19 protein-coding genes are annotated in these 23328 nt (G+C 69.7%); 12 read left to right on the top strand and 7 right to left on the bottom strand.

From position 1 onward, the window contains the following. From pta to ACJH5R_RS16480, 9 genes are all read left to right on the top strand, one after another. The gene (pta, locus tag ACJH5R_RS16520) at positions 1 to 2100 is read left to right on the top strand and encodes a phosphate acetyltransferase (protein WP_406782387.1); all 2100 of its coding nucleotides are present in this window, start codon (positions 1 to 3) and stop codon (positions 2098 to 2100) included. Continuing rightward, positions 2097 to 3251, top strand: coding sequence for an acetate kinase (locus ACJH5R_RS16515; protein WP_406782386.1), 1155 nt, complete (start codon positions 2097 to 2099; stop codon positions 3249 to 3251). The genes pta and ACJH5R_RS16515 overlap by 4 nt, the downstream gene beginning before the upstream one ends. Then, complete coding sequence (gene macS / locus ACJH5R_RS16510) at positions 3248 to 4372, top strand: MacS family sensor histidine kinase (protein WP_406782385.1); 1125 nt, start codon at positions 3248 to 3250, stop codon at positions 4370 to 4372. The genes ACJH5R_RS16515 and macS overlap by 4 nt, the downstream gene beginning before the upstream one ends. Further along, a complete protein-coding gene (locus tag ACJH5R_RS16505) occupies positions 4348 to 5001 on the top strand; it encodes a response regulator (RefSeq protein WP_406782384.1) in 654 nt (217 codons plus the stop codon). The genes macS and ACJH5R_RS16505 overlap by 25 nt, the downstream gene beginning before the upstream one ends. Positions 5002 to 5063: 62 nt before the next feature. Next, the gene (locus ACJH5R_RS16500) at positions 5064 to 6812 is read left to right on the top strand and encodes a DUF2339 domain-containing protein (RefSeq protein ID WP_406782383.1); all 1749 of its coding nucleotides are present in this window, start codon (positions 5064 to 5066) and stop codon (positions 6810 to 6812) included. A 6-nt stretch (positions 6813 to 6818) separates the two neighbouring features. Beyond that, positions 6819 to 8150: an acyltransferase gene (locus ACJH5R_RS16495; RefSeq protein WP_406782382.1), complete on the top strand. Its 1332-nt coding sequence runs from the start codon at positions 6819 to 6821 to the stop codon at positions 8148 to 8150. Between the two features lie 83 nt (positions 8151 to 8233). After that, the gene (pstS, locus tag ACJH5R_RS16490) at positions 8234 to 9352 is read left to right on the top strand and encodes a phosphate ABC transporter substrate-binding protein PstS (RefSeq protein ID WP_406782381.1); all 1119 of its coding nucleotides are present in this window, start codon (positions 8234 to 8236) and stop codon (positions 9350 to 9352) included. Between the two features lie 84 nt (positions 9353 to 9436). Continuing rightward, positions 9437 to 11437 (top strand): serine/threonine-protein kinase PknD, encoded by a 2001-nt coding sequence (locus tag ACJH5R_RS16485; protein ID WP_406782380.1) that lies wholly within the window; start codon positions 9437 to 9439, stop codon positions 11435 to 11437. 202 nt (positions 11438 to 11639) lie between these two features. After that, positions 11640 to 12251, top strand: a complete 612-nt coding sequence (locus tag ACJH5R_RS16480; RefSeq protein WP_406782482.1) for a cation transporter — start codon at positions 11640 to 11642, stop codon at positions 12249 to 12251. A 94-nt stretch (positions 12252 to 12345) separates the two neighbouring features. On the opposite strand, the gene ctpC is transcribed toward ACJH5R_RS16480, so the two are convergent. The 4 genes from ctpC to ACJH5R_RS16460 all read right to left on the bottom strand — a co-directional run bounded on the left by ctpC (position 12346) and on the right by ACJH5R_RS16460 (position 17186). Beyond that, the gene (ctpC, locus tag ACJH5R_RS16475; RefSeq protein WP_406758111.1) at positions 12346 to 14547 is read right to left on the bottom strand and encodes a manganese-exporting P-type ATPase CtpC; all 2202 of its coding nucleotides are present in this window, start codon (positions 14545 to 14547) and stop codon (positions 12346 to 12348) included. 31 nt (positions 14548 to 14578) lie between these two features. Further along, on the bottom strand, positions 14579 to 14860 hold the full coding sequence (locus tag ACJH5R_RS16470; RefSeq protein ID WP_046284995.1) for a DUF1490 family protein: 282 nt from the start codon (positions 14858 to 14860) through the stop codon (positions 14579 to 14581). Positions 14861 to 14974: 114 nt separating this feature from the next. Then, complete coding sequence (locus ACJH5R_RS16465) at positions 14975 to 15700, bottom strand: TIGR03089 family protein (protein ID WP_406758112.1); 726 nt, start codon at positions 15698 to 15700, stop codon at positions 14975 to 14977. 10 nt (positions 15701 to 15710) lie between these two features. After that, complete coding sequence (locus ACJH5R_RS16460; protein WP_406758113.1) at positions 15711 to 17186, bottom strand: LCP family protein; 1476 nt, start codon at positions 17184 to 17186, stop codon at positions 15711 to 15713. Between the two features lie 121 nt (positions 17187 to 17307). Here ACJH5R_RS16460 and rfbD point away from each other — a divergent pair, with 121 nt between their 5' ends. From rfbD to ACJH5R_RS16445, 3 genes are read left to right on the top strand one after another with little or no spacing between them, the layout of a single operon-like run. Next, positions 17308 to 18177, top strand: a complete 870-nt coding sequence (gene rfbD / locus ACJH5R_RS16455; protein WP_406782379.1) for a dTDP-4-dehydrorhamnose reductase — start codon at positions 17308 to 17310, stop codon at positions 18175 to 18177. Between the two features lie 28 nt (positions 18178 to 18205). Beyond that, positions 18206 to 19075: a glycosyltransferase family 2 protein gene (locus ACJH5R_RS16450; protein ID WP_406758199.1), complete on the top strand. Its 870-nt coding sequence runs from the start codon at positions 18206 to 18208 to the stop codon at positions 19073 to 19075. Continuing rightward, entirely contained in the window at positions 19072 to 20145 is a 1074-nt protein-coding gene (locus tag ACJH5R_RS16445) for a sugar phosphate nucleotidyltransferase (RefSeq protein WP_406758115.1), read from the top strand. Before ACJH5R_RS16450 ends, ACJH5R_RS16445 begins: the two co-directional genes overlap by 4 nt. A 79-nt stretch (positions 20146 to 20224) precedes the next feature. Here the strand turns inward: ACJH5R_RS16445 and ACJH5R_RS16440 are convergent, their stop codons facing one another. The 3 genes from ACJH5R_RS16440 to cofD are packed head-to-tail and all read right to left on the bottom strand — an operon-like array spanning position 20225 to position 23114. Further along, the gene (locus ACJH5R_RS16440; protein WP_406758116.1) at positions 20225 to 20764 is read right to left on the bottom strand and encodes an NUDIX hydrolase; all 540 of its coding nucleotides are present in this window, start codon (positions 20762 to 20764) and stop codon (positions 20225 to 20227) included. Continuing rightward, positions 20761 to 22110: a coenzyme F420-0:L-glutamate ligase gene (locus tag ACJH5R_RS16435; protein WP_406758200.1), complete on the bottom strand. Its 1350-nt coding sequence runs from the start codon at positions 22108 to 22110 to the stop codon at positions 20761 to 20763. Before ACJH5R_RS16435 ends, ACJH5R_RS16440 begins: the two co-directional genes overlap by 4 nt. Beyond that, positions 22107 to 23114: a 2-phospho-L-lactate transferase gene (gene cofD / locus ACJH5R_RS16430; protein WP_406782378.1), complete on the bottom strand. Its 1008-nt coding sequence runs from the start codon at positions 23112 to 23114 to the stop codon at positions 22107 to 22109. The genes ACJH5R_RS16435 and cofD overlap by 4 nt, the downstream gene beginning before the upstream one ends. Positions 23115 to 23328 lie beyond the last annotated feature (214 nt).

The raw sequence follows: 23328 nt of genomic DNA, 5'->3' as shown, positions 1-23328 counted from the left end.
ATGCCAGAAGGTAACGCCGGCACGTCGAGCATCTACCTCGCTGCCGCCGAGGGCGGCACCGGCAAGTCCGTGCTCGCGCTGGGCCTGCTGCACCTTCTGGCCGCCTCGTCGGCGCGGGTCGGCGTGTTCCGCCCGGTCGTGCGGTCGCTGGACGAGCCGGACGGGCAACTCGAACTGCTGCTCGCCCATGCCACCGCCACCATTGACGACCACAGTGCCTGCCGCGGCGTGACTTACCAGGACGTCTTCGCCGACCGGGAGGCGGCGCTGGGGGAGATCGTCGCGCGATTCCACGAAGTCGCCCGGCATTGCGACACCGTGCTGGTAGTCGGCAGCGACTACACCGACGTCGTCAACCCCAGTGAGTTGAGCTTCAACGCCCGGGTCGCGGTGAACCTCGGCGCGCCACTGGTGCTGGCGGTCAACGGCCACAACCGCGACGCGGAGGCCGTCGCGGAGATCACCGAGCGTTGCCTGGCCGAAGTGGCCGCGGTATACGCCCATCCGGCAGCGGTGATCGCCAACCGTTGCGACCCGGACCGGCTGGCCGATGTCACCCAGGCGATCTCGGTGCGCCTGGCCGGCGCGGACGTTCCGGCGTTCGCGGTTCCCGAGGTGGCGTTGCTGTCGGCCCCGACGATGGCCGAACTCTGCACTGCGCTGGAGGGCACCGTCTACAGCGGCGACCCGGAGTTGCTGCGCCGCGAAGCGCTCAGCGTCATGGTCGGCGGCATGACCGCTGAGAACATTCTCGATCGGCTGTCCGAGGGCCAGGTGGTGATCGTGCCGGCCGACCGCTCCGACGTGCTGCTGGCGCTGGTGAACGCCCATGAAGCACAGGGCTTCCCATCGCTGGCGGGCATCATTCTCAACGGTGGTCTGCTGCCACACCCGGCGATCGACAAATTGGTGAAAGGACTGCGGCCCACGCTGCCGCTGATCGCCACCAGCCACCGCACCTACGACACCGCTGAAAGGGTGTCGCACACCGGCTCGCGGATCACCGTCGGTGCATTGCGCAAGATCGACACCGCGCTTGCCCTGGTCGCCGAGCACATCGACGGCGCCGAGCTGGCCGAGCGGATCCGGGTGCCGGCGTCCACCGTGATCACCCCGCAGATGTTCGAGTACCGGCTGCTGGAACGGGCCCGGGCCGACCGTCGCCACATCGTGCTGCCGGAAGCAACAGATGACCGGATCTTGTTGGCGGCCGGACGGTTACTGTCCCGCGGAATCGTGGATCTGACCCTGCTCGGTGTGGAAGGCGCGGTGCGCCAGCGCGGTGCCGAGCTGGGCGTGGACCTGGACGCGGCACGGGTGATCGACCCCGAGACCAGTGACCTGCGCGATACCTTCGGCGCCGAATACGCCCGGTTGCGTGCGCACAAGGGCGTGACCGAAGACCGTGCCCGCGAGATCATGCGCGACATCTCCTATTTCGGCACCATGATGGTGCACTCCGGGATCGCCGACGGGATGGTGTCGGGCGCCGTGCACACCACGGCCCACACGATCCGGCCGGCGTTCGAGATCATCCGGACCGCACCGGGGGTGTCCACGGTGTCCAGCGTGTTCCTGATGTGCCTGTCCGACCGGGTGCTGGCCTACGGGGACTGCGCGGTGGTGCCCGATCCGACCGTCGACCAACTCGCCGACATCGCGATCTCCTCGGCGGCCACCGCGGCGGCGTTCGGCATCGAACCCCGAGTCGCACTGCTGTCCTACTCGACCGGCGAATCCGGTTCCGGCGCGGGCGTGGACAAAGTCCGTGCCGCAACGCAATTGGTACACGAGCGCCGCCCCGATCTGCTCGCCGACGGCCCCATCCAATATGACGCCGCCGTCGACGAAGGGGTGGCCGCGGCCAAGATGCCGGACTCGCCGGTCGCGGGACGAGCCACCGTGCTGGTTTTCCCGGACCTCAACACCGGCAACAACACCTACAAGGCGGTGCAGCGCAGCGCCGGTGCGATCGCGATCGGCCCGGTGCTGCAGGGACTGGCCAAGCCCGTCAACGACTTGTCCCGTGGTGCGCTGGTCGACGACATCGTCTACACCGTCGCCATCACCGCGATCCAGGCGCAGGGGGTGGCTCCGTGACCGACACCGCGTCCGGTCTGGTGCTGGTACTCAACTCCGGCTCGTCGTCGATCAAATTCCAATTGGTCGACCCGGTAGCCGGTACCGCGCTGCTGTCCGGGCTGGTGGAGCAGATCGGCGAGGCGGACAGTCCGGTGGCCGACCACGCCGCCGGGCTGCGGCTGATCCATCGGCAGCTGGTCGACTCCGGTATAGACCTGGCCGCCGTCCGTGCTGTGGGGCACCGGGTGGTGCACGGGGGCAACCTGTTCCACGCGCCCACACTGATCACCGATGAGGTGGTGGCGGAGGTGGCGCGGCTGGCCGAGCTCGCCCCGCTGCACAATCCGGCCAACGTGATCGGGATCGACGTGGCTCGCCACGACTTTCCCGACGTACCGCATGTGGCGGTGTTCGACACCGGCTTCTTCCACTCTCTACCGGCGGCCGCCGCCAGCTATGCCATCGACCACGACGTCGCAACCCGATACGACATCCGCCGCTACGGATTCCACGGCACCTCACACGAATACGTCGCCGGTGAAGTTGCCGCCGTGCTGGGCCGTGACCCCGGCGAGCTGAACATCATCGTGCTGCACCTGGGCAACGGGGCCTCGGCTTCGGCCGTGCGCGGCGGGGTGGCCGTCGAGACCTCGATGGGACTGACCCCGCTGGAGGGCCTGGTGATGGGGACCCGCAGCGGTGACGTCGACCCGGGCGTGCTTTTTCACCTCAACCGCACCGCTCACATGGGCGTCGATGAACTCGACGAGCTGCTGAACCGCCGCTCCGGTCTCAAAGGCCTGTGCGGGGTCAACGACTTTCGGGAGCTGCTGGAGCAGCGGGAGGCCGGCGGCGCGCTCGGCGAGGCAGCCGGGCTGGCCTACGACGTCTACATTCACCGACTGCGCAAATACGTCGGGGCCTACCTGGCGGTGCTGGGCCGGGTCGACGCCATCGCCTTCACGGCCGGGGTGGGGGAGAACGCGCCCAGCGTGCGCGAGGACGCGCTGGCCGGCCTGGACGGACTGGGCATCGTGGTGGACCCCGAACGCAACCGCACAGGCAAGGGCGCCCGGATCATCTCAACCGACCGATCGCCCACCACCGTCTTGGTGGTTCCCACCAACGAAGAGCTGGCGATAGCCAGGGCTGCCTGGCAGTTCGTGTGAGCCTCGCCCGAGATCTGGACCCGGTGGCCCCGCTGTGGCGGGCCGCGCAGGTGTTCCGACTGCTGAGTTGCCTGTACGCGCTGGGATTTCAGCTCGCGATCAACGACGATCTGCGCCGGCCCGGGCTGGCCTGGGCACTGTTCGCGGTCCTGATCGGTTTCAGTGGCCTCTGCGCGGTCGGCTATCTGCGCGGCTTCGCCCGTCGCCCGGCGTGGGTGATCGCCGAGATCGTCGTTGTCGTAGCCCTCATGCTCTCCACCGAGGTGGTCGCCTCCCGACAGTGGGAACTCGACAATCAGACCTGGCCGACGACACTGTGGGCCAGCAACGCCACCATTTCGGCTGCCCTGCAGTTCGGTTCGACCGGCGGCATGGCGACTGCGGCCGTGGTCACCGCGGCCAGCGCCTTCGTCAAGGGCTACGTGAGCCTCAACTTCGGCCGCAACGCCACCATGATCGTCGAGCTGGCCCTCGGCCTGGCGATCGGCATGGCAGCGCAGACGGCGCGGCGAGCCCACGACGACCTGCAGCGGGCAACGCGGCTGGCCGCCGCCACCGAGGAACGCGAGCGGCTGTCGCGACACGTCCACGACGGCGTCATCCAGGTGTTGGCCCTGGTCACCCGCCGAGGACGCGAAATCGGTGGCGCCACAGCAGAGTTGGCTGAGCTGGCCGGCGAGCAGGAACGCGCGCTGCGCCGGCTGGTGAGTTCGGCGGACTTCACCACGGACGTCGGCGCCACCGATCTTCGGGCACTGCTGAGCCGCCGCGCGGACGATCGGGTGTCGCTGAGCCTGCCCGGCACACCGGTGCTGCTGGAACAACACGCGGCCGCCGAACTCGATGCCGCCGTCGGCAATGCCCTGGACAACGTGCGGGCCCACGCCGGTGCGCACGCCCGCGCCTTCGTGCTCTGCGAAGACCTGGGCGAGACGGTGACCGTCAGCGTGCGCGACGACGGCGTGGGCATCGCCGCCGGGGTGTTGGAAGAGGCCGCGCGCCAAGGTCATGTCGGAGTATCGAAGTCGATCATCGGCCGGATCGCCGCACTGGGTGGCAGCGCGGTCTTGCACACCGAGGTCGGGGAGGGAACCGAATGGGAACTGTCCATCCGACGGTGATGGTGGTCGACGACCATCCGATCTGGCGCGACGCCGTTGCCCGCGATCTGGCCGATTCCGGCTTCACCGTGGTCGCCACCGCCGAGGGGGTGGACGCGGCGCGCCGCCGGGCCGCAGCGGTGCAGCCCGACGTGGTGCTGATGGACATGCGGCTGGCAGACGGCGACGGGGTCGCCGCGACCACCGCGGTGCTCGAGGTCTCCCCGGCATCGCGGGTGCTCGTGTTGTCGGCTTCCGACGAGCGTGAGGACGTGCTGCAGGCGGTCAAAGCCGGCGCGGTCGGCTATCTGGTGAAAAGCGCCTCGCGGGAGGAGCTGACCGACGCGGTGCACGCCACCGCAGCCGGCCGCGCGGTGTTCACTCCGGGACTGGCCGGGCTGGTGCTGGGCGAATACCGGCGCCTGGAACGCAGCCCCGACGCCGGGCCAGCCACTCCCGCGCTGACCGAGCGGGAGACCGAGGTGCTGCGTCACGTGGCCAAGGGCCTGTCCGCCAAGCAGATCGCCGAGCGGCTCTGCCTGAGCCACCGCACCGTGGAAAACCATGTCCAGGCGACATTTCGCAAGCTGCAGGTCGCCAACCGGGTGGAGCTGACCCGCTACGCGATCGAGCACGGCCTGGACAGCTGACCGGCGAAGTCGAGTAGTCCTACTCATCCGATCTCCGCCCCCGATGCGGCATCGTTTCCTGCGTGACCGAACCACATGCCGTGCTGCACCGGCTTACCGCGGAATGCCACGCCTTGTCCTGGCAGCTCTACCGGGTCTCGACTGAACTCGCCGACCTGGATCGGCAACTGCACACCGCGCCCGCCCCGGTGTCGCCTCCCGTACCGATGGAGCCGGCGACTCCGGCGGCCATGCCGGTGAACCCACCGTTTCCGGAGGCGGCGGCAGAACCGAAACCTGCTACCGCAGCGGGTGACACGAGCTGGATCGGCAAAGTACTGGCCGTCGCGGGCGTCGCGGTAACGCTGGTCGGCGTGGTGCTGCTGCTGGTGCTGGCCGCCCAGGCCGGCATCTTGCGCCCGCAGATCCGGGTGGCCGGTGGCTTCGTGCTCTCGGCCGTGCTGGTCGGTGCGGCGTGCCGGCTGCACAGCCGACCGGGCGGACGGACCGGGGCTATTGCATTGGCCGCCACCGGGATTGCCGCAGCCTATCTGGACATCATTGCCGTCACCGCCTACTACCAATGGGTGCCGGCGGCCGTCGGGTTGGTGGTCGCGGCAGCGGTCGGCGGCGTCGGCCTGCTACTGGCGCGGCGCTGGGACTCCGAACACCTCGGGGTGCTGGTGCTGGTCCCGCTGATCGGTCTGGCCCCGATCATCACCGGCGACGTCGACCTGCTGCTGGTCGGTTTCCTGCTGGCATTGTCGGCGGCGGCCCTGCCGGTACAGCTGGGCAAGGACTGGACGGCGATGTTCGCCGCCCGCATCGCGGCCGCGACGTTGCCGCTGCTGGCGCTGGGCGCGGTCAGTGGTGACGACCATCGGTGGCTGGTCGGCGGCGCCAGCGCCGTGGGCGCGGTGCTGGCCGTGGTCAGTGGGCTGTTGGTGCTGCCCACCAGCACCCGGCCAGGTGCACTCGCGCTGCTGACCGCCGCCGGAACCCTCCCGGTGTTGGCGGCCGGCGCCGCGGTCGACACGGTGCCGGCCACCGTGCTGGCGGCGACACTGTCGGTCGTCATGCTCGCGATCGTCCTTGCTCATCGGGCACTGCCGCCGGTTGTCGTGCAGGTTTTCTCGGCGCTGTCCGCCGTCGCCGCGCTGATCGCGGTAACCACGGCTGTGCACGGCTCGGTGCTGGCCCCGGTGCTGCTGGCCATGGCGGTAGTCGTCGCGGTCGCCGGCCCACGCAGCGGTGTGGCCCGGTGGGTCGCAGCGGGATTCGGATTCGCAGGCGCGGTCGTCTACCTGGGCTACGCGGCACCGGACAACCTGATCACCGCGACGGCGATGCCGACCGCAGACACGGTGTCCACGCTGATCGCCAGCCTGCTGTTGATCGCGCTGGTGATCGTCATGGCCCGCGCATACGCCGGCGCCGACGGCGCGAAACCCGCGAATGCGCCGATCCTGGCGGTGGCCGGCGGGGCGTCGATCGGCTACGCCGTCACCGCGTTCACCGTCACCGCCGGTGTCGCGATCGGGGGGACCGAAGGCGGGTTCTTGGCAGGCCACATGGCGGCCACCCTCTGCTGGATCGCGATGGCGGCCGGGCTGCTGCGCCACGCGCTGCGTTTGGCTGACCGCGAGGCCCGCACCTGGGCGATCACCGCCGGCCTGGCGCTCACCGCCGCCGCCACCGCAAAGCTGTTCCTGTTCGATCTGGACACCCTCGACGGCATGTTCCGGGTTGCGGCGTTCATCGTCGCGGGCCTGCTGCTGCTGGGGATGGGCACCGGCTACGCCCGCAGCCTGGCGCAGCAGGACGAGAGGTAACCGGCGATGACAACCCTGCTGGGCTTCCCCGACCCCACCGAGCTGGCCGCGGCCACGCCCGCCGGGCGCGATCGCGCCCTGGACGTCATGCGGATCACCGCGCTGCTCGGCGTCGTCATCGGCCACACCGTGATGGCCACCAGCGTCATCCGCGACGGTGTGCTGATCTGGGACAACCTCCTGACGGCCTCGCCCGCGCTGGCCGGCTTGACCTGGGTCTTCCAGATCATGCCGCTGTTCTTCTTCGCCGGCGCCGCCGCCTGCCTGACCACGTGGCGGCCCGGCGAACAGTGGGGAGGCTGGCTGATGAAACGCTGCACCCGATTGTTCCGGCCGGTCTTCTTCTACCTGGGGTTCTGGGCCGCCACGCTGGCGGTGCTGCGCCCGCTGTTGCCGCAACACGTCTACGAACCGGTGGCCGGCGTCAGCATTCAGCTGCTGTGGTTTCTCGGCGCCTACGTGCTGGTGCTGGCCGCGATGCCGCTGCTGTGCCGGATCGCCACCACCGGAACGCTTTTCGTCGGTGTCGCCGTGGTCTACGGAGCGATAGCGGTCGTCGACGTACTACGACTGCAACACCCGGCGCTGGCGCCGATCGGCTATCTCAACCTCGCCGTCTGGCTCATCCCGGCCATGTTCGGTGTCGGCTACCGGCGCGCATTGCTGCCGCGGCGCGCGGCGCTGGCAATCGCAGTGATCATGGTGGCGATCGACGTCGCACTGGTTCGGTTCGGGCCCTACCAACTGAGCATGGTGGGCACCGGCGACCACCAGTTGTCCAACACCAGCCCGCCGTCGCTGTTGCTGGCCGGGCACGCGATCGCGATGAGCGCGCTGGCGATCTGCGTCGCGCCAGCGATCACCCGATGGGCGCAGCGGCCCCGGGTGTGGTGGCTGACCGCGGTCGGAAACTCCGGGGCCATGACGCTGTACCTGTGGCATATCCCGGTGCTGCTGGGTGTGCACCTGCTCTTCGATCAACTGGGCTGGGCCCGCTACCCGGGGCTGCCGCATTTCGTCGCCATCAGCGTCGCGCAGTTGATCGTCGTGGCCGCCGTGGTGGCGCTGTTGTTCACGGTGTTGCGGCCACTGGAGAACAACCCGCTGCCCGGTTGGGACGGCCGGATCTCGGCGGGGCCGGGCCGTGGCACCGCCGCGGGCCTGCTGCTCATGGCGGCCGGCGCCGCAACGCTGGTCGCGGTCAAGTGGGGCCTCAAAGACGACGGACTGATCTGCGTCGCGGTCATGCTGGCCGCGCTGACCGGTGCGCGGCTGCTGGTCTCTGGGCAAGGCTCGCCGGCGTCGAACACGTCGTCGCCCATCCCGTCGCGGTCCTGATCGGGCGGCAGGGGAGTGCCGGTCCCGATCGCATCCGGCAGTACCAGGCCCGCTCGCGGCGGGTCGCGGTACAGTTTCGTCCTGTGAAATTCGGCCGATCGACCGTGCTGCCGGCCTTGCTGGTTGTTGGCGCACTGACGGTTTCGGCCTGTGGTGACGACTCTGCGCAATTGGGGTCCGCCGAGGACCCGGCGGCGGGCGTGGACTGCGGGGGCAAGCAGGCACTGCGCGCCGGCGGCTCGACCGCCCAGGCAAGGGCGATCGAACAGTTCGCTTACGCCTATTCCCGTGCCTGCCCCGGACAGGGACTGGACTACAACGCCAACGGCTCCACCGCCGGAGTCGATGACTTCATCGCCAACGCGATCGATCTGGCCGGCTCCGAGGTAGCGCTGGACCCCACCAAGACGCAGCCGGAACGGGCCGCGGAGCGGTGCGGTTCGCCGGCCTGGGACCTGCCGGTGGTGTTCGGCCCGATCGCCGTCACCTATCACCTCAACGGGGTGAACAGCCTGAGCCTGGACGGGCCCACCCTGGCGAAGATCTTCAACGGCACCATCGGGAGCTGGGACAATCCCGCGATCAAGGCGCTCAACGCCGGTGTCGCGCTGCCCGCGCTGCCCATCCACGTGGTGTATCGCAGCGACCGGTCGCCGAGCACCGCCACTTTCCAGAAGTACCTCGAGGTCGCCTCTGACGGCGGGTGGTTCGCCGGCGGCGGCGACATGTTCAACGGCGGCATCGGCGAAGCCGCCACCGGCAACAACGGTGTCGCGGCGGCGCTGCAGAGCACCGACGGATCCATCACGTACAACGAATGGTCGTTCGCGGTCGGCAGGCAGCTGCCCATGGCGCAGATCAGCACCGCGGGCGGCTCGGCACCGGTGGCGATCTCCGCCGAATCGGTCGGCAAGACGATCGCTGGGGTGAAATTCGTGTCGGACGCGAATCCGAACAACGACCTGGTGCTGGATACGGCGTCGCTCTACCGGCCCGCCGAACACGGTGCTTATCCGATCGTGTCGGCGACCTACCAGACGGTCTGCTCCAAATACCCCGACACCGCCACCGGCACTGCGGTCAAGGCGTTCCTGCAGGCTGCGATCGGTCCAGGCCAGGACGGGCTGGACCAGTACGGCTTCATTCCACTGCCGGCGTCCTTCAAATCCAGGCTCCTGACTACGGTCAACGCGATCTCGTGACCGTTTGCGGCGTCGGCGCCGGTTAGTCTGATAGCCAATCTTTCGCCGCAGTGCGCGGCACTGTGGTCGAAGGGAGCGTCGTCGGTGAACAATCCCGAGCCGGGTTCGCGGACCGGGTCGCGATTCGGCCCCTATCAATTGGGGCGGTTGCTCGGCCACGGCGTCGTGGGTGATGTCTACCGGGCCGAGGACACCCGCAACGACGAGACAGTGGCGCTGAAGCTCATCTCTGAGTCGCTCTCCGCCGACGAGGCGTTCCGCAGCCGGCTGGAGGACGAGGCCGAAGCCGCCGGTCAGCTGACCGAGCCGCATGTGGTGCCGATCCGCGCCTACGGCGAGATCGATGAGGTGCTCTACCTGGAGACGGGCCTGATCGACGGCACGGATCTGGCCACCGTCTTGGCCGATGGAGGTCCGCTGAGCCCGCCACGCGCGGTGGCCATCGTGCGGCAGGTCGCCGCGGCCCTGGACGCGGCACACAATGCCTATGTCGTGCACCGTGACGTCAAACCCGACAACATCTTGGTCACCCAGGACGATCTGGCGTATCTGATGGACTTCGGGGTGGCCGCGGCGATCGCCGAACCGGGCGCCCGGGCCAAGCCGTCCGTCGGCACCCTCGCCTACATGGCTCCCGAGCGTCTGACCGGCGAGCAGGTCACCCACCTGGCCGACATCTACTCGCTGGCCGCTGTGTTGGCCGAGGCGCTCAGCGGGGTGCGTCCGTTCTTAGCCGACAGCGTCGACGAGGCGATCGAGGAACGTCGCACCGCCGAGCCACCGCAGCCGAGCAAGCTGCGCCCGGGGCGGGTTCCGGCGGCCATCGACACGGTGCTGGCCCGCGGGCTGGCTCGCAAACCCGAGGAGCGCTACAGCAGCGCCGGTGAGCTCGCCGCCGCTGCCTACCAGGCGCTGACCGAGCCCGAACGCCACCAGGTGTCCCGGTTCCTGCGGCGCGGCGAGCCCGCACTGCATCTGCCCGGCGGCCTGGAACCCGAGCCCCGGTCCGAGAGGCGGGGCGGCACTGCTCTGCCGGCCGCCGTGAGCCGAGCAGGATGGGCGCCGTCGGACATCGGATTGGGTACTGCATTGGGTGCCGGTCTGGGCGGCCCGCCCCCGGCTCCGTTCCCGATGTCGCCCCTGCTGCGTAACGATCTGCAGACTCCGATCTCGGCCATGCCCACTCCGTCCCGGCGGTGGCGGCTGCCCCGCAAGCCGGTGCTGGTGGCGGCCGGTGCGATCGCCGCGGTCGCCGTCGTCGCCGGCATCACGCACCTGGTGTCGGAGCCCTCGTCGGCGACGCCGGTCGCGGCACCCCCACAGGACGTCTTGCCGTTCACCGACCTGGACTACCGGCTCTCACCGGGTGGGGTGGCTCTGGACGGTGACGGCAATGTCTACGTCACCAGTGAGGGCATGCACGGGCGGGTGGTGCGCCTGGCCGCCGACTCGACTGCCTCGACGGTGGTGCCCTTCAGCGACCAGTACCAGCCGCGCGGCGTGGTGGTCGACAGCATCGGCAACGTGTACTTCTCCGACGTCAACGACCGGGTGGTCAAGGTCGGGGCGGACGCCGACACTCACACGGTGCTGCCGTTCGTCGGCCTGGACGACCCCGACGGGGTGGCGGTGGATGCCGACGGCGGCAACGTCTATGTCGCCGACCGCGGCAACGACGTGGTGCTGCGGCTGGACACGGCCACCAACACCCAGACCACGGTGCCGTTCGTCGGCCTCAACAAGCCCGATGGGGTGGCGGTGGACTCCGCCGGCAATGTCTACGTCACCGACACCGGCAACAACCGGGTGCTCAAGCTGGTGGCCGCCTCAGGTGAGCAGGTGGTGCTGCCCTTCACCGGGATCGTCGCGCCGTGGGGTATCGCGGTGGACGAGGCCGGCGACGTCTACGTCACCGAGCACAACCGCAACAAGGTGGTGAAATTGGCAGCCGGTGCCGCGATCCCGGTGGTGCTGCCGTTCACCGGTCTCAACGCCCCGTTGGACGTTGCGGTCGACAAGCACGGCAATGTCTATGTCGCCGACCGCGGCAACGACCGCGTCGTCAAGGTGGACGCGGACAGCTGAGGACCGCCTGAGGCGCCGGTGCTGTGACGGCTGCCTCACCGAAACGCCAGGTAACATTTTTTGCGTGGACAGTAGCGTCGTGGGCCCCGCAGCGGCCGTCACCGATCCGGTGACCGACGCCCGGGGCACGACCATCGGACACCACGACCACGATCACGATCACGATCACGATCACGCCGGGCATGCCCATGGCGTTCGAGTCGTGCGCGATGGGGGCTGGCACCGCGCAGCGACGTGGGCGCAACGGCTTGCCTGGGTCAGCCTGGTCCTGGTGGGAATCGAAGGCGTGGTGGGTCTGTGGCAGGGCCTGGCCGCCGGTTCGATCGCCCTGACTGGGTGGGCGCTGGGCGCCATTCCCGAGGCGATGGCCGGGGCCGTGGTGATCTGGCGATTCACCGGTGCCCGCACCCTGTCCGAGACGGCCGAGCGGCGCGCCCAGATCGGCGTGGCGATCTCGTTCTGGATCAACGCGCCCTATATCGCCGCCGAATCGGTACGCCACCTCTTCGGCGACCATCGCAGCGAAGGCAGCACCATCGGCATCGCGGTCACCGCCGCGGCCGTGCTGGTGATGCCGGTGCTGGGCCGGGCTCAGCGACGGCTCGGCACGCGGCTCGGCTCGGCGGCGACCGTCGGTGAGGGAGTGCAGAACTACCTGTGTGCGATCCAGGCCGCCGCGGTGCTGGTCGGCCTGACCCTCACCGCGCAGTGGTCCGGCGGTTGGTGGCTGGACCCGCTGATCGGTCTGGGGGTGGCCGCCGTTTCGGTGTGGCAGGGCTTCCGGTCCTGGCGCGGCGAGGGCTGCGGCTGCTGAACGCCGCTGAGGCGTCGCGTCTACCGACGCAAAGTCCCGACTGCCCTGGAGCTGGTGGTGGTGCTCGACAGGAACAGTCGGGACGGGAGACAGATTACGGCACCGCGGGGTCGGGCGCCAACGCTTCGGAGCCCAGCCGATAACGAATCAACCGCGAGCTGTTGGCAACCACGGCCACCGACGACGCGTTGTGCAAGATCGCCGCGAGCACCGGTGACAGCGCGCCGCCGGCGCCGATCAACAGGCCGACCGCGTTGACCGCGATCGACATGCCGTAGTTCTGCCGGATCACCTCGACAGCACGTCCGCCCAGGTCCCGGACGTCGAGCAGTCGGCGCAGGTCGTCGTTGGCCAGGGCGACATCGGCGGTCTCCACCGCAACGTCGGTACCAGCCAGACCCATCGCGATCCCGATATCCGCGGCGGCCAATGCCGGTGCGTCGTTGACGCCGTCACCGACCATGCCCACCACGTAGCCTTCGTCCTGCAGGCCGCGTACCACCGCCAGCTTGTCCTCCGGCAGCACCTCGGCTCGCCATTCGTCGATGCCGAGTTCGGTCGCCACCGCTGCCGCGGTCTCCGGGTGATCGCCCGTGAGCATGACGATGCGGCGAACACCTTTGGCGCGCAACGCCTCAAGCACCTCGCGCGACTCTGGGCGTACCTCGTCGCGCAGACTGATCAACCCGACCAGGGTGCCGTCGACAGCCAGCAGCAGCGGGGTCTCGGCCTGTGCGCGCAGCTTGGCGACCCAGTCGGCCGCCTTCTTGGAGATACGGACCTTCTCCGAGCGCAGCAGGTTCGGGCTGCCCAGCAGCAGGGTGCGGCCGTCGGCCCAGGTGCGGATGCCCAGCCCCACCAGGACTTCGCATTCCTCATGCGGCGGGATGCTGATGTGGCGTTCTTCGGTGGAGCGGATCACCGCTTCGGCCAGCGGGTGACGCGAGTGCAACTCCGAGCTGGCGGCGTAGGCGAGCACCTGTTCGGGCTGCCAATCCTTGTGGATGGCAACGATATTGGTCACCACCGGGCGGCCCACCGTCAGCGTGCCGGTCTTGTCGAACACGATCGCGTCCACCCGGCCGGCCTGCTCCAGATGCGAGCCGCCCTTGATCAGGATGCCGCGACGCGCACCGTTGCCGATCGCCGCGCTGATCGCGGTCGGCGTGGCCAGCCCCACCGCGCAGGGGCAGGCGATCAGCAGCATCGTCATCGCCCGACGGACATCGCCGGTGAGCACCAAGGTGATCGCCGACAGGATGAAGGAGGCCGGCACGAAGCGCCGCGAGAAGTTCTCGCCGACCGTCTGAATCGGTGCGCGGTCGTGCTGTGCCTCCTCGACGCGGCTGATGATGCGGCCGATCACGGTCTGGTTTCCCACTGCGGTGGCCCGGACCACCACCCGGCCGCGCACCACCACGGAACCGGCGTGCACCCTCGCCCCGGCGATCACGCTGACCGGCAGCGTCTCGCCGGTGATCGCGGACTGGTCGACGATGGCCTCCCCGTCGACGACTTCGCCGTCGACCGGGATCGCCACGTGGTCGTGGATGATCACCTCGTCGCCGATCTGCACCGTGTCGATCGGCACCTGTACTTCGGTACCGTCGGGCAACCGGACCCACGCGGTGTCCTGGTTGCCGCGCAACAGATCCGAGATGGCGCGGCGGGTGCGGCGCAGCGTCAGATCCTGCAGGTACTCACCGATATTGAGCAGCCAGAGCACGGTCAGTGCGACCACGTTCTCCCGGAGCACCAGGCTGGCCACGGTCGCGGCGGTCACCAGTGCGTCGGTGCCGGCCCTGCCGGACCGGATCGAGCGCAGTGCGCCCCGCAGGAAGGGATAACCCATGAAGACCGTGGCGCCGGTCGCGACGAGTTGGCCGCTGGGCCCCAACAGCGGCGGCCGGGCAAAGACGTAGCGGCGCACCCCCAGCACCGCCAGCGCCGCGCCGCCGATCACCATGCGCAGCACATCGGTGTTGCGGATGTCGGCCGAGCGTGGCGTGCGGGCCGGGATCAGCTCGGCTGCGACGGTGGCCGCAGCCGCGATGGCCGCCAGGATCTCTGCGGTGTCGCTCCGCTTGGGGGAGTACCAGACCACGACCGAGCCGGTACGCGGATAGGCGTGCACGGTACGTACGCCGTTGACGCGGCCGGCGGCCTCTTCGGCGGCCACCGCACGCCGTGAATCGCCGCGGACCCACGAGACCTGCACCCGCATCCGGCCGGCCGCGTCGGAGATGACGGTCAGCTCATCGCCGGCGGGCACGGTTGCTATGGCGCTGCTGTTCATCGCTGCGCTCCCCATCCTCGGCGCCGGTCGGTCAGTGGTCGTGGTCGTGCTCGACGGCCGCGGCCGGCGGGGTGGCCTCCTCGCCGATGCGCTCGCGGGCCTCGGCCACGACGTCGGCCACCTTCAGCCGTGCCGACTCGGCGACCTCTTCGGCCCTCCGGGTTCCGCGCAGACTCCACTCGGTGGCGGTCACCGCTGCCTCGTGCAGCGGAGCTTTCGCCAGTGCCCGGCGGGCCACCTCATAGGCGCTCACGCCAACCAGTCCGGTGAACACCGTCGACGCCGCTTTCACCAGCAATCCCTGCACTGCCATGAGTCATCTCCTCTTCGTACGGCGGGTTCTTGCGGGCAAGCGTATCAGCATATAAGCATTTATGCATGAGTCATGGCTCGCGAAGTGTGCGACCGATGGTCTGTCGACCGTCGGTCAGCTCAGATGTCGGGTGACCTTCTCGCTGGCCCGGCGGCGCTCCTGCAGGTCGGGATCGGGGTTGGCGACCTGGACCAGCGACCCGCCGACGGCGAACACCGTCAACATGTTGTCGATCAGCTCGGTCGGGTTGTCCCAGCTATTGGTCGACCAAACCCGATCCGACGACGTCAAACCCAGTGCCGCCGCGCACTTCTCGCACGAGGCCAGCACATCGTCGGCGGACGATCCGGCCAGGGCGGGGCCGGGGGCGCGCTCGGCGTCGATCTGGTCGCCGTGCACCCGCACGGCGGTCGCATAGTCGGTGACGCCCACCGGCAGGTCGGGGGCGGGCCGGCCGAACGGATCCAGGGACAGCACCACCACCTCGCCGCCGGTGGCGGCCACCGCCGCGTCGGCCTCGGCGAGCCGGTCGGCGGTGCACAATGCGACATCGGCATCGCCGTCCGGATCGCCGAGCACCACCTCGGCCCCGATCCACCAGGCGCCGAAGAGCACCGCCGCCGTCTGCCAGTGCGCGGGGAGCAACACCGCGATGCGACTGCCGGCTGCGGCGCCGAGCTCGTCGCGCAACAGGTTGCCGGTCTTGGCGGCCCAGTTCGCCAGCGTCGCCGCGGACAGCTCGATACGTTCCCCGGTCGCGTCGTCGTAATAGGTGATCCGTGGCCCCACCGGGTCGGCGCGCATGATCGGGTCAAGGATCGCCGAGCTGAGGTTGGTCACCGCAGCGACGTTAGTTCACGCACTGGGGATCGTTGGAACCCGCGGTCAGAATCGGTGACGCAACGGGGATTTGGGGTGCCTCGCCGTCGTCGTAGCTGGAGATGCCGGCCGCCTGCGCGCTGGCGCCCCCGGAGCCCATGCCCGATCCGGGCCCGGTGTAGTCGCCTGCCAGCACGACGCGGACGGCGCCGGCCGGGAGCGACTCATTGGACACCACCGGCAATCCGCCGAGGTCCCTGGCCACCGCCCGTGCGCCGGGGTCGTCGGCCGAGGCGGCCTGCACCTGACTGGTGGGCACATGCCCGGACTCGTTGTTTCCCACGGCTCCGGTGCCGAAGCCCTTGGCGCTGAGCACGCCGGAAACCGCGGCGGCCAGGCCGTTGATGTCGGTGTCGTTGAGCACGCTGGCGGTGGTCTGTTCCGGGTTGTAGGCCAGTTGTTCGGTCTTGCCCTCGTCCTGATCGTGCAGCAGCCCCGCGACCCAGTCCGCCACCTGGTCGGGGTCGACACGCACCACGCTTTGCATACCGTCGTCGCTCCAGCCCGACTCCTCGAGCACCGGGATGGTGGCGAACGCCACCTTGCCCGCGGCCAGGTCTTGGGCTTTCGTGACGAAGTCGATTACGTCCCACCCGGCCGACAGCACCACCGACCGCTGTACCGCCGCCTGCAGCCGCGACAGGGTGCCGGGGCTGGACAGCGTCTTTCCGGAGATCACCTGGTGCGCCAGCGACGCCATCACCGTCTGTTGACGCCGGACCCGGTCCAGGTCGCCGTGCGGGAGTTCGTGGCGCTGTCGCACGAAGCTGAGCGCCTGGGCGCCACCGAGTCGCTGCCAGCCGGCCGGGAAGTCCGCGCCGGAGAGCTCTTCGTAGACCGGCTCCCGGAGGCAGACGTCGACGCCGCCCAGGGCATCGGTGATCAGTGCGAACCCGAGCAGTCCGATCTCGGCGTAGTGGTCGACGGTGACTCCGGTCAGGTCGGCCACCGTCTTGATCAGGGCCTCCCGGCCCGCTTCGGTACCGCGCGCCTGGGCCTGGACCGGGTCCATTCCGGATTCGACGAGCGCGTCGGCGGTCTCCAGTCGGGTGGCCCCGTACACGCCGTTGATCTTGGTCTTGTCCAGGCCGGGTGCCGCGACGTAGGAGTCGCGGGGGATCGAGATCGCGGTGGCCGACTTCCCGTTGTTGGGGATCCGGACCAGGATGATCGTGTCGGTGTTGGTGGCTTCGTCGTCCCCGACGCGCAGTGCGGCCAGCTCTTCGGGGGTCAGCGGATTGCCGTGGGCGTCGGTGCGGCTGTCCATCCCGACCAGCAGGATGTCGACCGCGCCATCGGATCCGCCGTTGCCCAGGGCCAGCGACGAGACGTGGAAGATGCCGTCCTCGAACGACCGGACTTGACTCCACGCCACTCCGGTACCCAAGACGACGGCGACGGCTGCCACCGTGGCAATCACACGAATCACACGTTGCGCAGGCATCACTTCAGATTACTTGCGTAACTGCTGTATCGCCGGTAGCCGGGTGCGGCGTGCCAGACCGGTGGTTTAGCGAGCCTCGACGGAGGAGAGGCGAAGCTGGAACCGCCGCATAAGCTCGACGGTCATGAGTACTCGGCAGCGGATTGTGATCACCGGCGCCGGCGGCCAAGTCGGCACCTTCCTGGCCAAACGCGCCGCGGAGGCCGGTCATGACGTGCTGGCACTGACGTCGGCCCAGTGCGACATCACCAAGGCCGCCGCGGTGGACGCCGTGGACCTGCGGCCCGGTGACGTGCTGATCAACTGTGCGGCCTACACCAACGTGGACGCCGCCGAGCAGGATGCCGAGCGGGCGCATGCCGTCAACGCCACTGGACCGGGTCACCTGGCCGCCGCCAGCGCGCGAGCCGGTGCCCGCCTGATCCACATCTCCACCGACTACGTCTTCGACGGCGACTTCGGCGGCGCCGCGCCCCGCCCGTACGAGCCGGGGGAAGCCACCCGGCCGCTGTCGGTCTACGGCCGCACCAAACTGGCTGGTGAGAACGCGGTGCTGGCAGCTTCGCCGGATGCCCTGGTGGTGCGCACCGCCTGGGTTTACACCGGCGCTGCCGGCGGCTCCGACTTCGTCGCGGTGATGCGCGAGCGGGCCGCGGGCGATGCGGACGTGGAGGTGGTTGACGACCAGATTGGATCCCCGACCTATGTCGGCGATCTCGTCGATGCGCTGCTGGCGCTGGCGGCCGCACCGCCCAGTGCCCGGGTGTTGCATGCCGCCAACGCCGGTGCCGCGAGCCGGTACGAACAGGCCCGTGCGGTGTTCGCCGCCGTCGGCGCCGATCCGGACCGGGTGCGGCCGGTCAGCAGTGCGGCGCATCCGCGCCCGGCCGCCCGGCCCGCCTACTCCGCGTTGTCGGGGGCCGAGTCGGCGCGCGCCGGCCTGACACCGCTGCGCCGGTGGAGCGATGCACTGTCCGCCGCCGTGGCCAGATAACCTCTACGCCGTGAGTGAGGCGCTACCGGTGGTGACGGTGACCTATTCGCCGGGCTGGCACCTGGACCGCTTCCTGGCATCGCTGTCGCTGGCGACCGATCGCCCGGTGCGGGTGGTGATGGCCGACAACGGATCTACCGACGGTTCGCCGGAGGAAGCCGCGCAGCGCTATCCCAACGTGCAATTGCTGCATACCGGGGCCAACCTGGGCTACGGCGGAGCGGTCAATGCCGGGGTGGCGCTGCTCGACGCCGAGGACGGCGAACGCAGCGAATTTCTCATCGTGGCCAACCCCGACGTGCAGTGGGGTCCGGGCAGCATCGAGGCCCTGTTGGATGCGGCCGCGCGCTGGCCCCGGGCGGCGACGCTGGGTCCGCTGATCCGGGAACCGGACGGTTCGGTGTATCCCTCGGCGCGTCACCTGCCCAGCCTGATCCGCGGCGGGATGCACGCTGTGGTCGGCCCGGTGTGGCCCAACAATCCGTGGACCCGCGCTTACCGGCAGGAGCGGCTGGAGCCCAGCGAGCGGGCGGTGGGGTGGCTCTCGGGCGCCTGCCTTCTGGTGCGCCGCGCCGCGTTCGACGCCATCGGCGGCTTCGACGAGCGCTACTTCCTCTATATGGAGGACGTCGACCTGGGGGACCGCCTGGCCAAGGCCGGCTGGCTCAACGTCTACGTGCCCGAGGCCGAGGTGCTGCACCAGAAGGGCCACGCCACCGGCAAGGATCCGGCACGCAACCTGGCCGCCCACCACCGCAGCACCTACACCTACCTGGCCGACCGACACCCCGGCTGGTGGCGGGCCCCGCTGCGCTGGACCATGCGGGGCGCGCTGGCGGTGCGCTCACAATTGGCGGTGCGTAACGCCCGCCGCAAACTGACGAAGGGGCACCCGTGACACTGAGCCAAGTCGACGCGGTCGTCCTGGTGGGCGGCAAGGGGACTCGGCTGCGGCCGCTCACCCTGTCGGCGCCCAAGCCGATGCTGCCGACCGCGGGTCTGCCGTTCCTCACTCATCTGCTGTCGCGGATCGCCGCCGCCGGCATCGAGCACGTGATCCTCAGCACGTCCTATAAGCCGGAGGTCTTCGCCGAGGAATTCGGTGACGGAGCCGCACTGGGTCTGCAGATCGACTACGTGACCGAGGAAGAGCCGCTGGGCACCGGCGGCGGCATCGCCAACGTCGCCGGAAAGCTGCGCCACGACACCGCGATGGTGTTCAACGGTGATGTGCTGTCGGGGGCCGATCTGACCGAGCTGCACGACTACCACCGCGAGCAGGGTGCCGAGGCGACCCTGCACCTGGTACGAGTCGGCGACCCGCGGGCCTTCGGCTGCGTGCCCACCAGCGACGGGCGGGTCACCGCGTTCCTGGAGAAGACCGAGGACCCGCCGACCGACCAGATCAATGCCGGTTGCTACGTGTTGTCCCGGGAGGTCATCGACCGCATCCCGCGGGGACGCCCGGTTTCGGTGGAACGCGAGGTGTTCCCCGCGCTGCTGGCCGACGGTGTGAAGGTCTGCGGCTACGTGGACACCAGTTATTGGCGCGACATGGGCACCCCGGAGGACTTCGTGCGGGGCTCGGCGGATCTGGTGCGTGGCATCGCGCCGTCACCGGCACTGGGCGGGCAGCGCGGTGAGGCCCTGGTGCACGACGGCGCCTCGGTGGCGCCGGGCGCGGTCCTGATCGGCGGCACGGTTGTGGGGCGAGGCGCCGAGATCGGCCCGGGCGCCCGGCTGGACGGTGCGGTGATCTTCGACGGCGTGAAAGTCGAGGCCGGCAGCGTGATCGAACGCTCGATCATCGGGTTCGGCGCCCGAATCGGTCCGCGGGCGCTGATCCGTGACGGGGTGATCGGCGACGGCGCCGACATCGGGGCCCGCTGCGAGTTGCTGCGCGGGGCCCGGGTGTGGCCCGGGGTGTCGATCCCGGACTGCGGGATCCGCTACTCGTCCGACGTGTGAGCCGGCTTTCCGCTGACTCTGCGCTCAGGGCGCACCCTTCTCGAACTTTCCCGCAGTAGACGCAGAGTCAACGCCTGGATCAGGCGGCCGCGACGGCCCGCGCCACCAAATGCGCCAGCGCGTCGTCGGCGTCCGGCGGCAGCGCATCCACCGGCCACCAGCGCAGGGCAAGCGACTCGTCGCTGATTCCGATCTGCGCGCCCGCGGGCGCGTGCGCCACGAACTGAAGGTCCAGGTGCCGGGTCGGCAGACCCAGCGAGCAGGTCACCGGATGCACATGCACGGCGGCCAGTGCCGGATCCAGCCGCAGCTCGGCGATGCCGGATTCCTCGGTGGCTTCGCGCAGGGCGGCGGCGACGATGTCGGGGTCGGTGTCCTCGCAGTGCCCGCCGAGCTGTAGCCAGCGGCCTACCCGCGGGTGCAGCGTCAGCAGCGCGTGCTCACCGGTGTGGTCGAGCACCAGTGTCGACGCGGTGATGTGGCCGGGAACGCATTCACGCCGGCACGCGTCGGGGCGGGCAGCCAGAAACGCCAGCACCGCATGTCGGAGCGAGTCTTGCGCGGAATCCGGTGCGGCCCAAGCGCTCAGTGCCGCGACCGCGGAGTCGTGCAGACTCATCGCCGCACCAGCAGGTCGCCGACGTCGGCCGGTGCGCGGGGTTCGGGCGGGTCGGTCGGGTAGCCGATCGCGATGGCGCCCAAGGGTTCCCAGTCGGGCGGCAGATCGAGCTCGGTGCGGACCAACTCGGGGGTGAAGATCGTCGAACCGATCCAGCAGCTGCCCACACCCCGTACCGCCAGTGCCACCAACAGCCCCTGGACGGCGGCGCCCACGGCAACCGTGAACATGGTGTGCTCGGCGGCGGTGCGGGCGGCGTCGGGGTAGTGGTGGGCGCCATCGGGGACCATCATCGGGATGACGACTTCAGGTGCGTCATAAAGGATCTGGCCACGTGAGACCCGGGCCTCAATGGACTCGGGGGACTTGCCGTCACCGGTCAGGTCGGATCGCCACTGCTGCGCCATGGCATCGAGCAGCCGCGTGCGCACGCTCGGGGTCTGAAGCCAGACGAACCGGACCGGGCGGGTGTGGTGTGGGGCCGGCGCGGTCAGCGCCTCGGCCATGGCGTCGGTGATTAGTTGCGCCGGAACGGGCTCGCCGGCGAAGCTGCGCACGGAGCGGCGCAGCAGTTGCGCCTGGCCGCGTCCGACCTCGATAGCCTCGGCGGTACCGAGCCAGAACAGATCTTCCGGGCCGGAACGCACCAGTGCGGCGGCGGTGGAACCGTTGTCGGGGCTGGTAACGCCGCGCACCACCGCCACTGGAACATCGGTGAGCTTGCCCTTGACCAGGTCGGCGGCCGCGGCGAGTTCGTCGGCGACGGCCACTTCGGTGACCACCAGTTCGTTGCCGTGCCGGTCGACGGATCCCGCATAGCCGTTGAGCACCGACAGGCCCGACGCCCCGATCGCGAGGTCGATCTGGCCGTGGCGCCAGGCGCGGCCCATGGTGTCGGTGATCAGCACCGCCACGCTGACCCCCAGACGCTCGGCCAGCCCGGCGCGCAACGCGGCGGCGCTGCCGTCGGGATCGACCGGCAGCAGCGCGAGTTCGTCGGAGCCGACGTTGGAGCCGTCCACACCGGCGGCGGCCTGCACCAGACCGAGGCGGTTCTCGGTGATCCAGGTGCGGCCTTTGCGGGCCAGCACGCGTACCGCCTCGGCCTCGACCAGTTGGCGGCGCAATGCATCACGTGCCTCGGCGTCGTGCGGCGCCGGAACGATGCGGCCCTCACACTTGGACACCACCTTGCTGGTGACGACCACGATGTCGCCGTCGGCCAGCCATGGGGCGGCCTCGGCCAGTGCGGTGGCCAGATCGTCGCCGGGGCGGAACTCGCCCAAGCCGGTCACCGGCAAGATCTCGACCTTGGCGGCGCTACCGTGCTCGCCCTGCCCCTTTATGGTGACACCCCCGCGAGATCCATTCCGGTGCGGACCATCTCGGCCGTGGCGGCCGGATCGGTCATCAACAGCGGGGCGGCGCTTACGGTCATGCCGGCGATGTCGTCGCCATGGGCGGACTCGCCCTCGTGTACCAGCCAGTAGTCCAGGATCCCGGTTCCGCTGCGGGCGCCATAATGCTCGCCGACGGCTCGAGAGGTGGAGTCCAGGCCGATCACGCTCAGGCAGACATCGGCCATGCCGCGCAACGGCTTACCTGCGATGATCGGGGAGTAACCGACGATCGGTGCCGCGGTGGAGCGCAGCGCCGCGCGGACACCCGGAACGGCCAGGATGGCGCCGATGCTCACCACCGGATTGGAGGGCGCCAGCAGGACGATGCCGGCGCCGGTGATGGCATCGACGACTTCCGTTGTGGCCGTGGCCTTCTCTGCGCCCACGAAGCCGAACCCGTGGGTGGAAACCTGGGCGCGGTAGCGCACCCACCATTCCTGGAAGTGGATTGCGCGCCGGGTGTCGTCGGCCGGGTCGGTGATGACGACGTGCGTTTCACAGCTGTCGTTGGTGACCGGCAACAGCCGCGCGCCCGGCTGCCAACGCTGGCACAACGCCGAAGTCACCTCTGTCAGGGGATAACCGGCGCGTAGCGACTGGGTACGGACCAGATGGGTGGCCAGGTCGCGGTCGCCGAGGCCGAACCAGTCCGGCTGCATCCCGTAACGGGCCAACTCCTCCATGGCGTGCCAGGTTTCGTCGCGGTGACCCCAGCCGCGCTCGGGGTCGACGCCGCCGCCCAGGGTGTACATGCAGGTGTCCAGGTCGGGGCAGATGCGCACCCCGTGCATCCAGGCGTCGTCGCCGACGTTGACGACCGCGGTCAGTTCGTGCGCGTCGGCCCCGGTGTCAGCTGGGGATTCGGCGAATTGGCCCAGACCCAGTAGTTTCTGGACGCCGAGCAGGAACCGGGCGCCGCCGACCCCCCCGACGAGAACGGTGACCTTCACAGCGCACGACAGTACCTTTGGCGCCGAGATGGCTGGCGTGGCGGACCGCCGTCGTCGCTCCATCGGGGACGCGGTAAGACACGCCGAGGGGCGGGTGTGGGGTAGATGACAGGGACTCGCCGGTCTCGGACACGTTGGAAATCGATCACGGGATGGTAAGGAATTTGGCCAATCAGCTTGACCGGGCTGATCAACCCGTGTCTAATCACACTAG

Source organism: Mycobacterium sp. SMC-19, assembly GCF_045310815.1.
Taxonomy (GTDB): Bacteria; Actinomycetota; Actinomycetes; order Mycobacteriales; family Mycobacteriaceae; genus Mycobacterium.
This window is presented reverse-complemented; position numbering and strand designations above follow the sequence as displayed.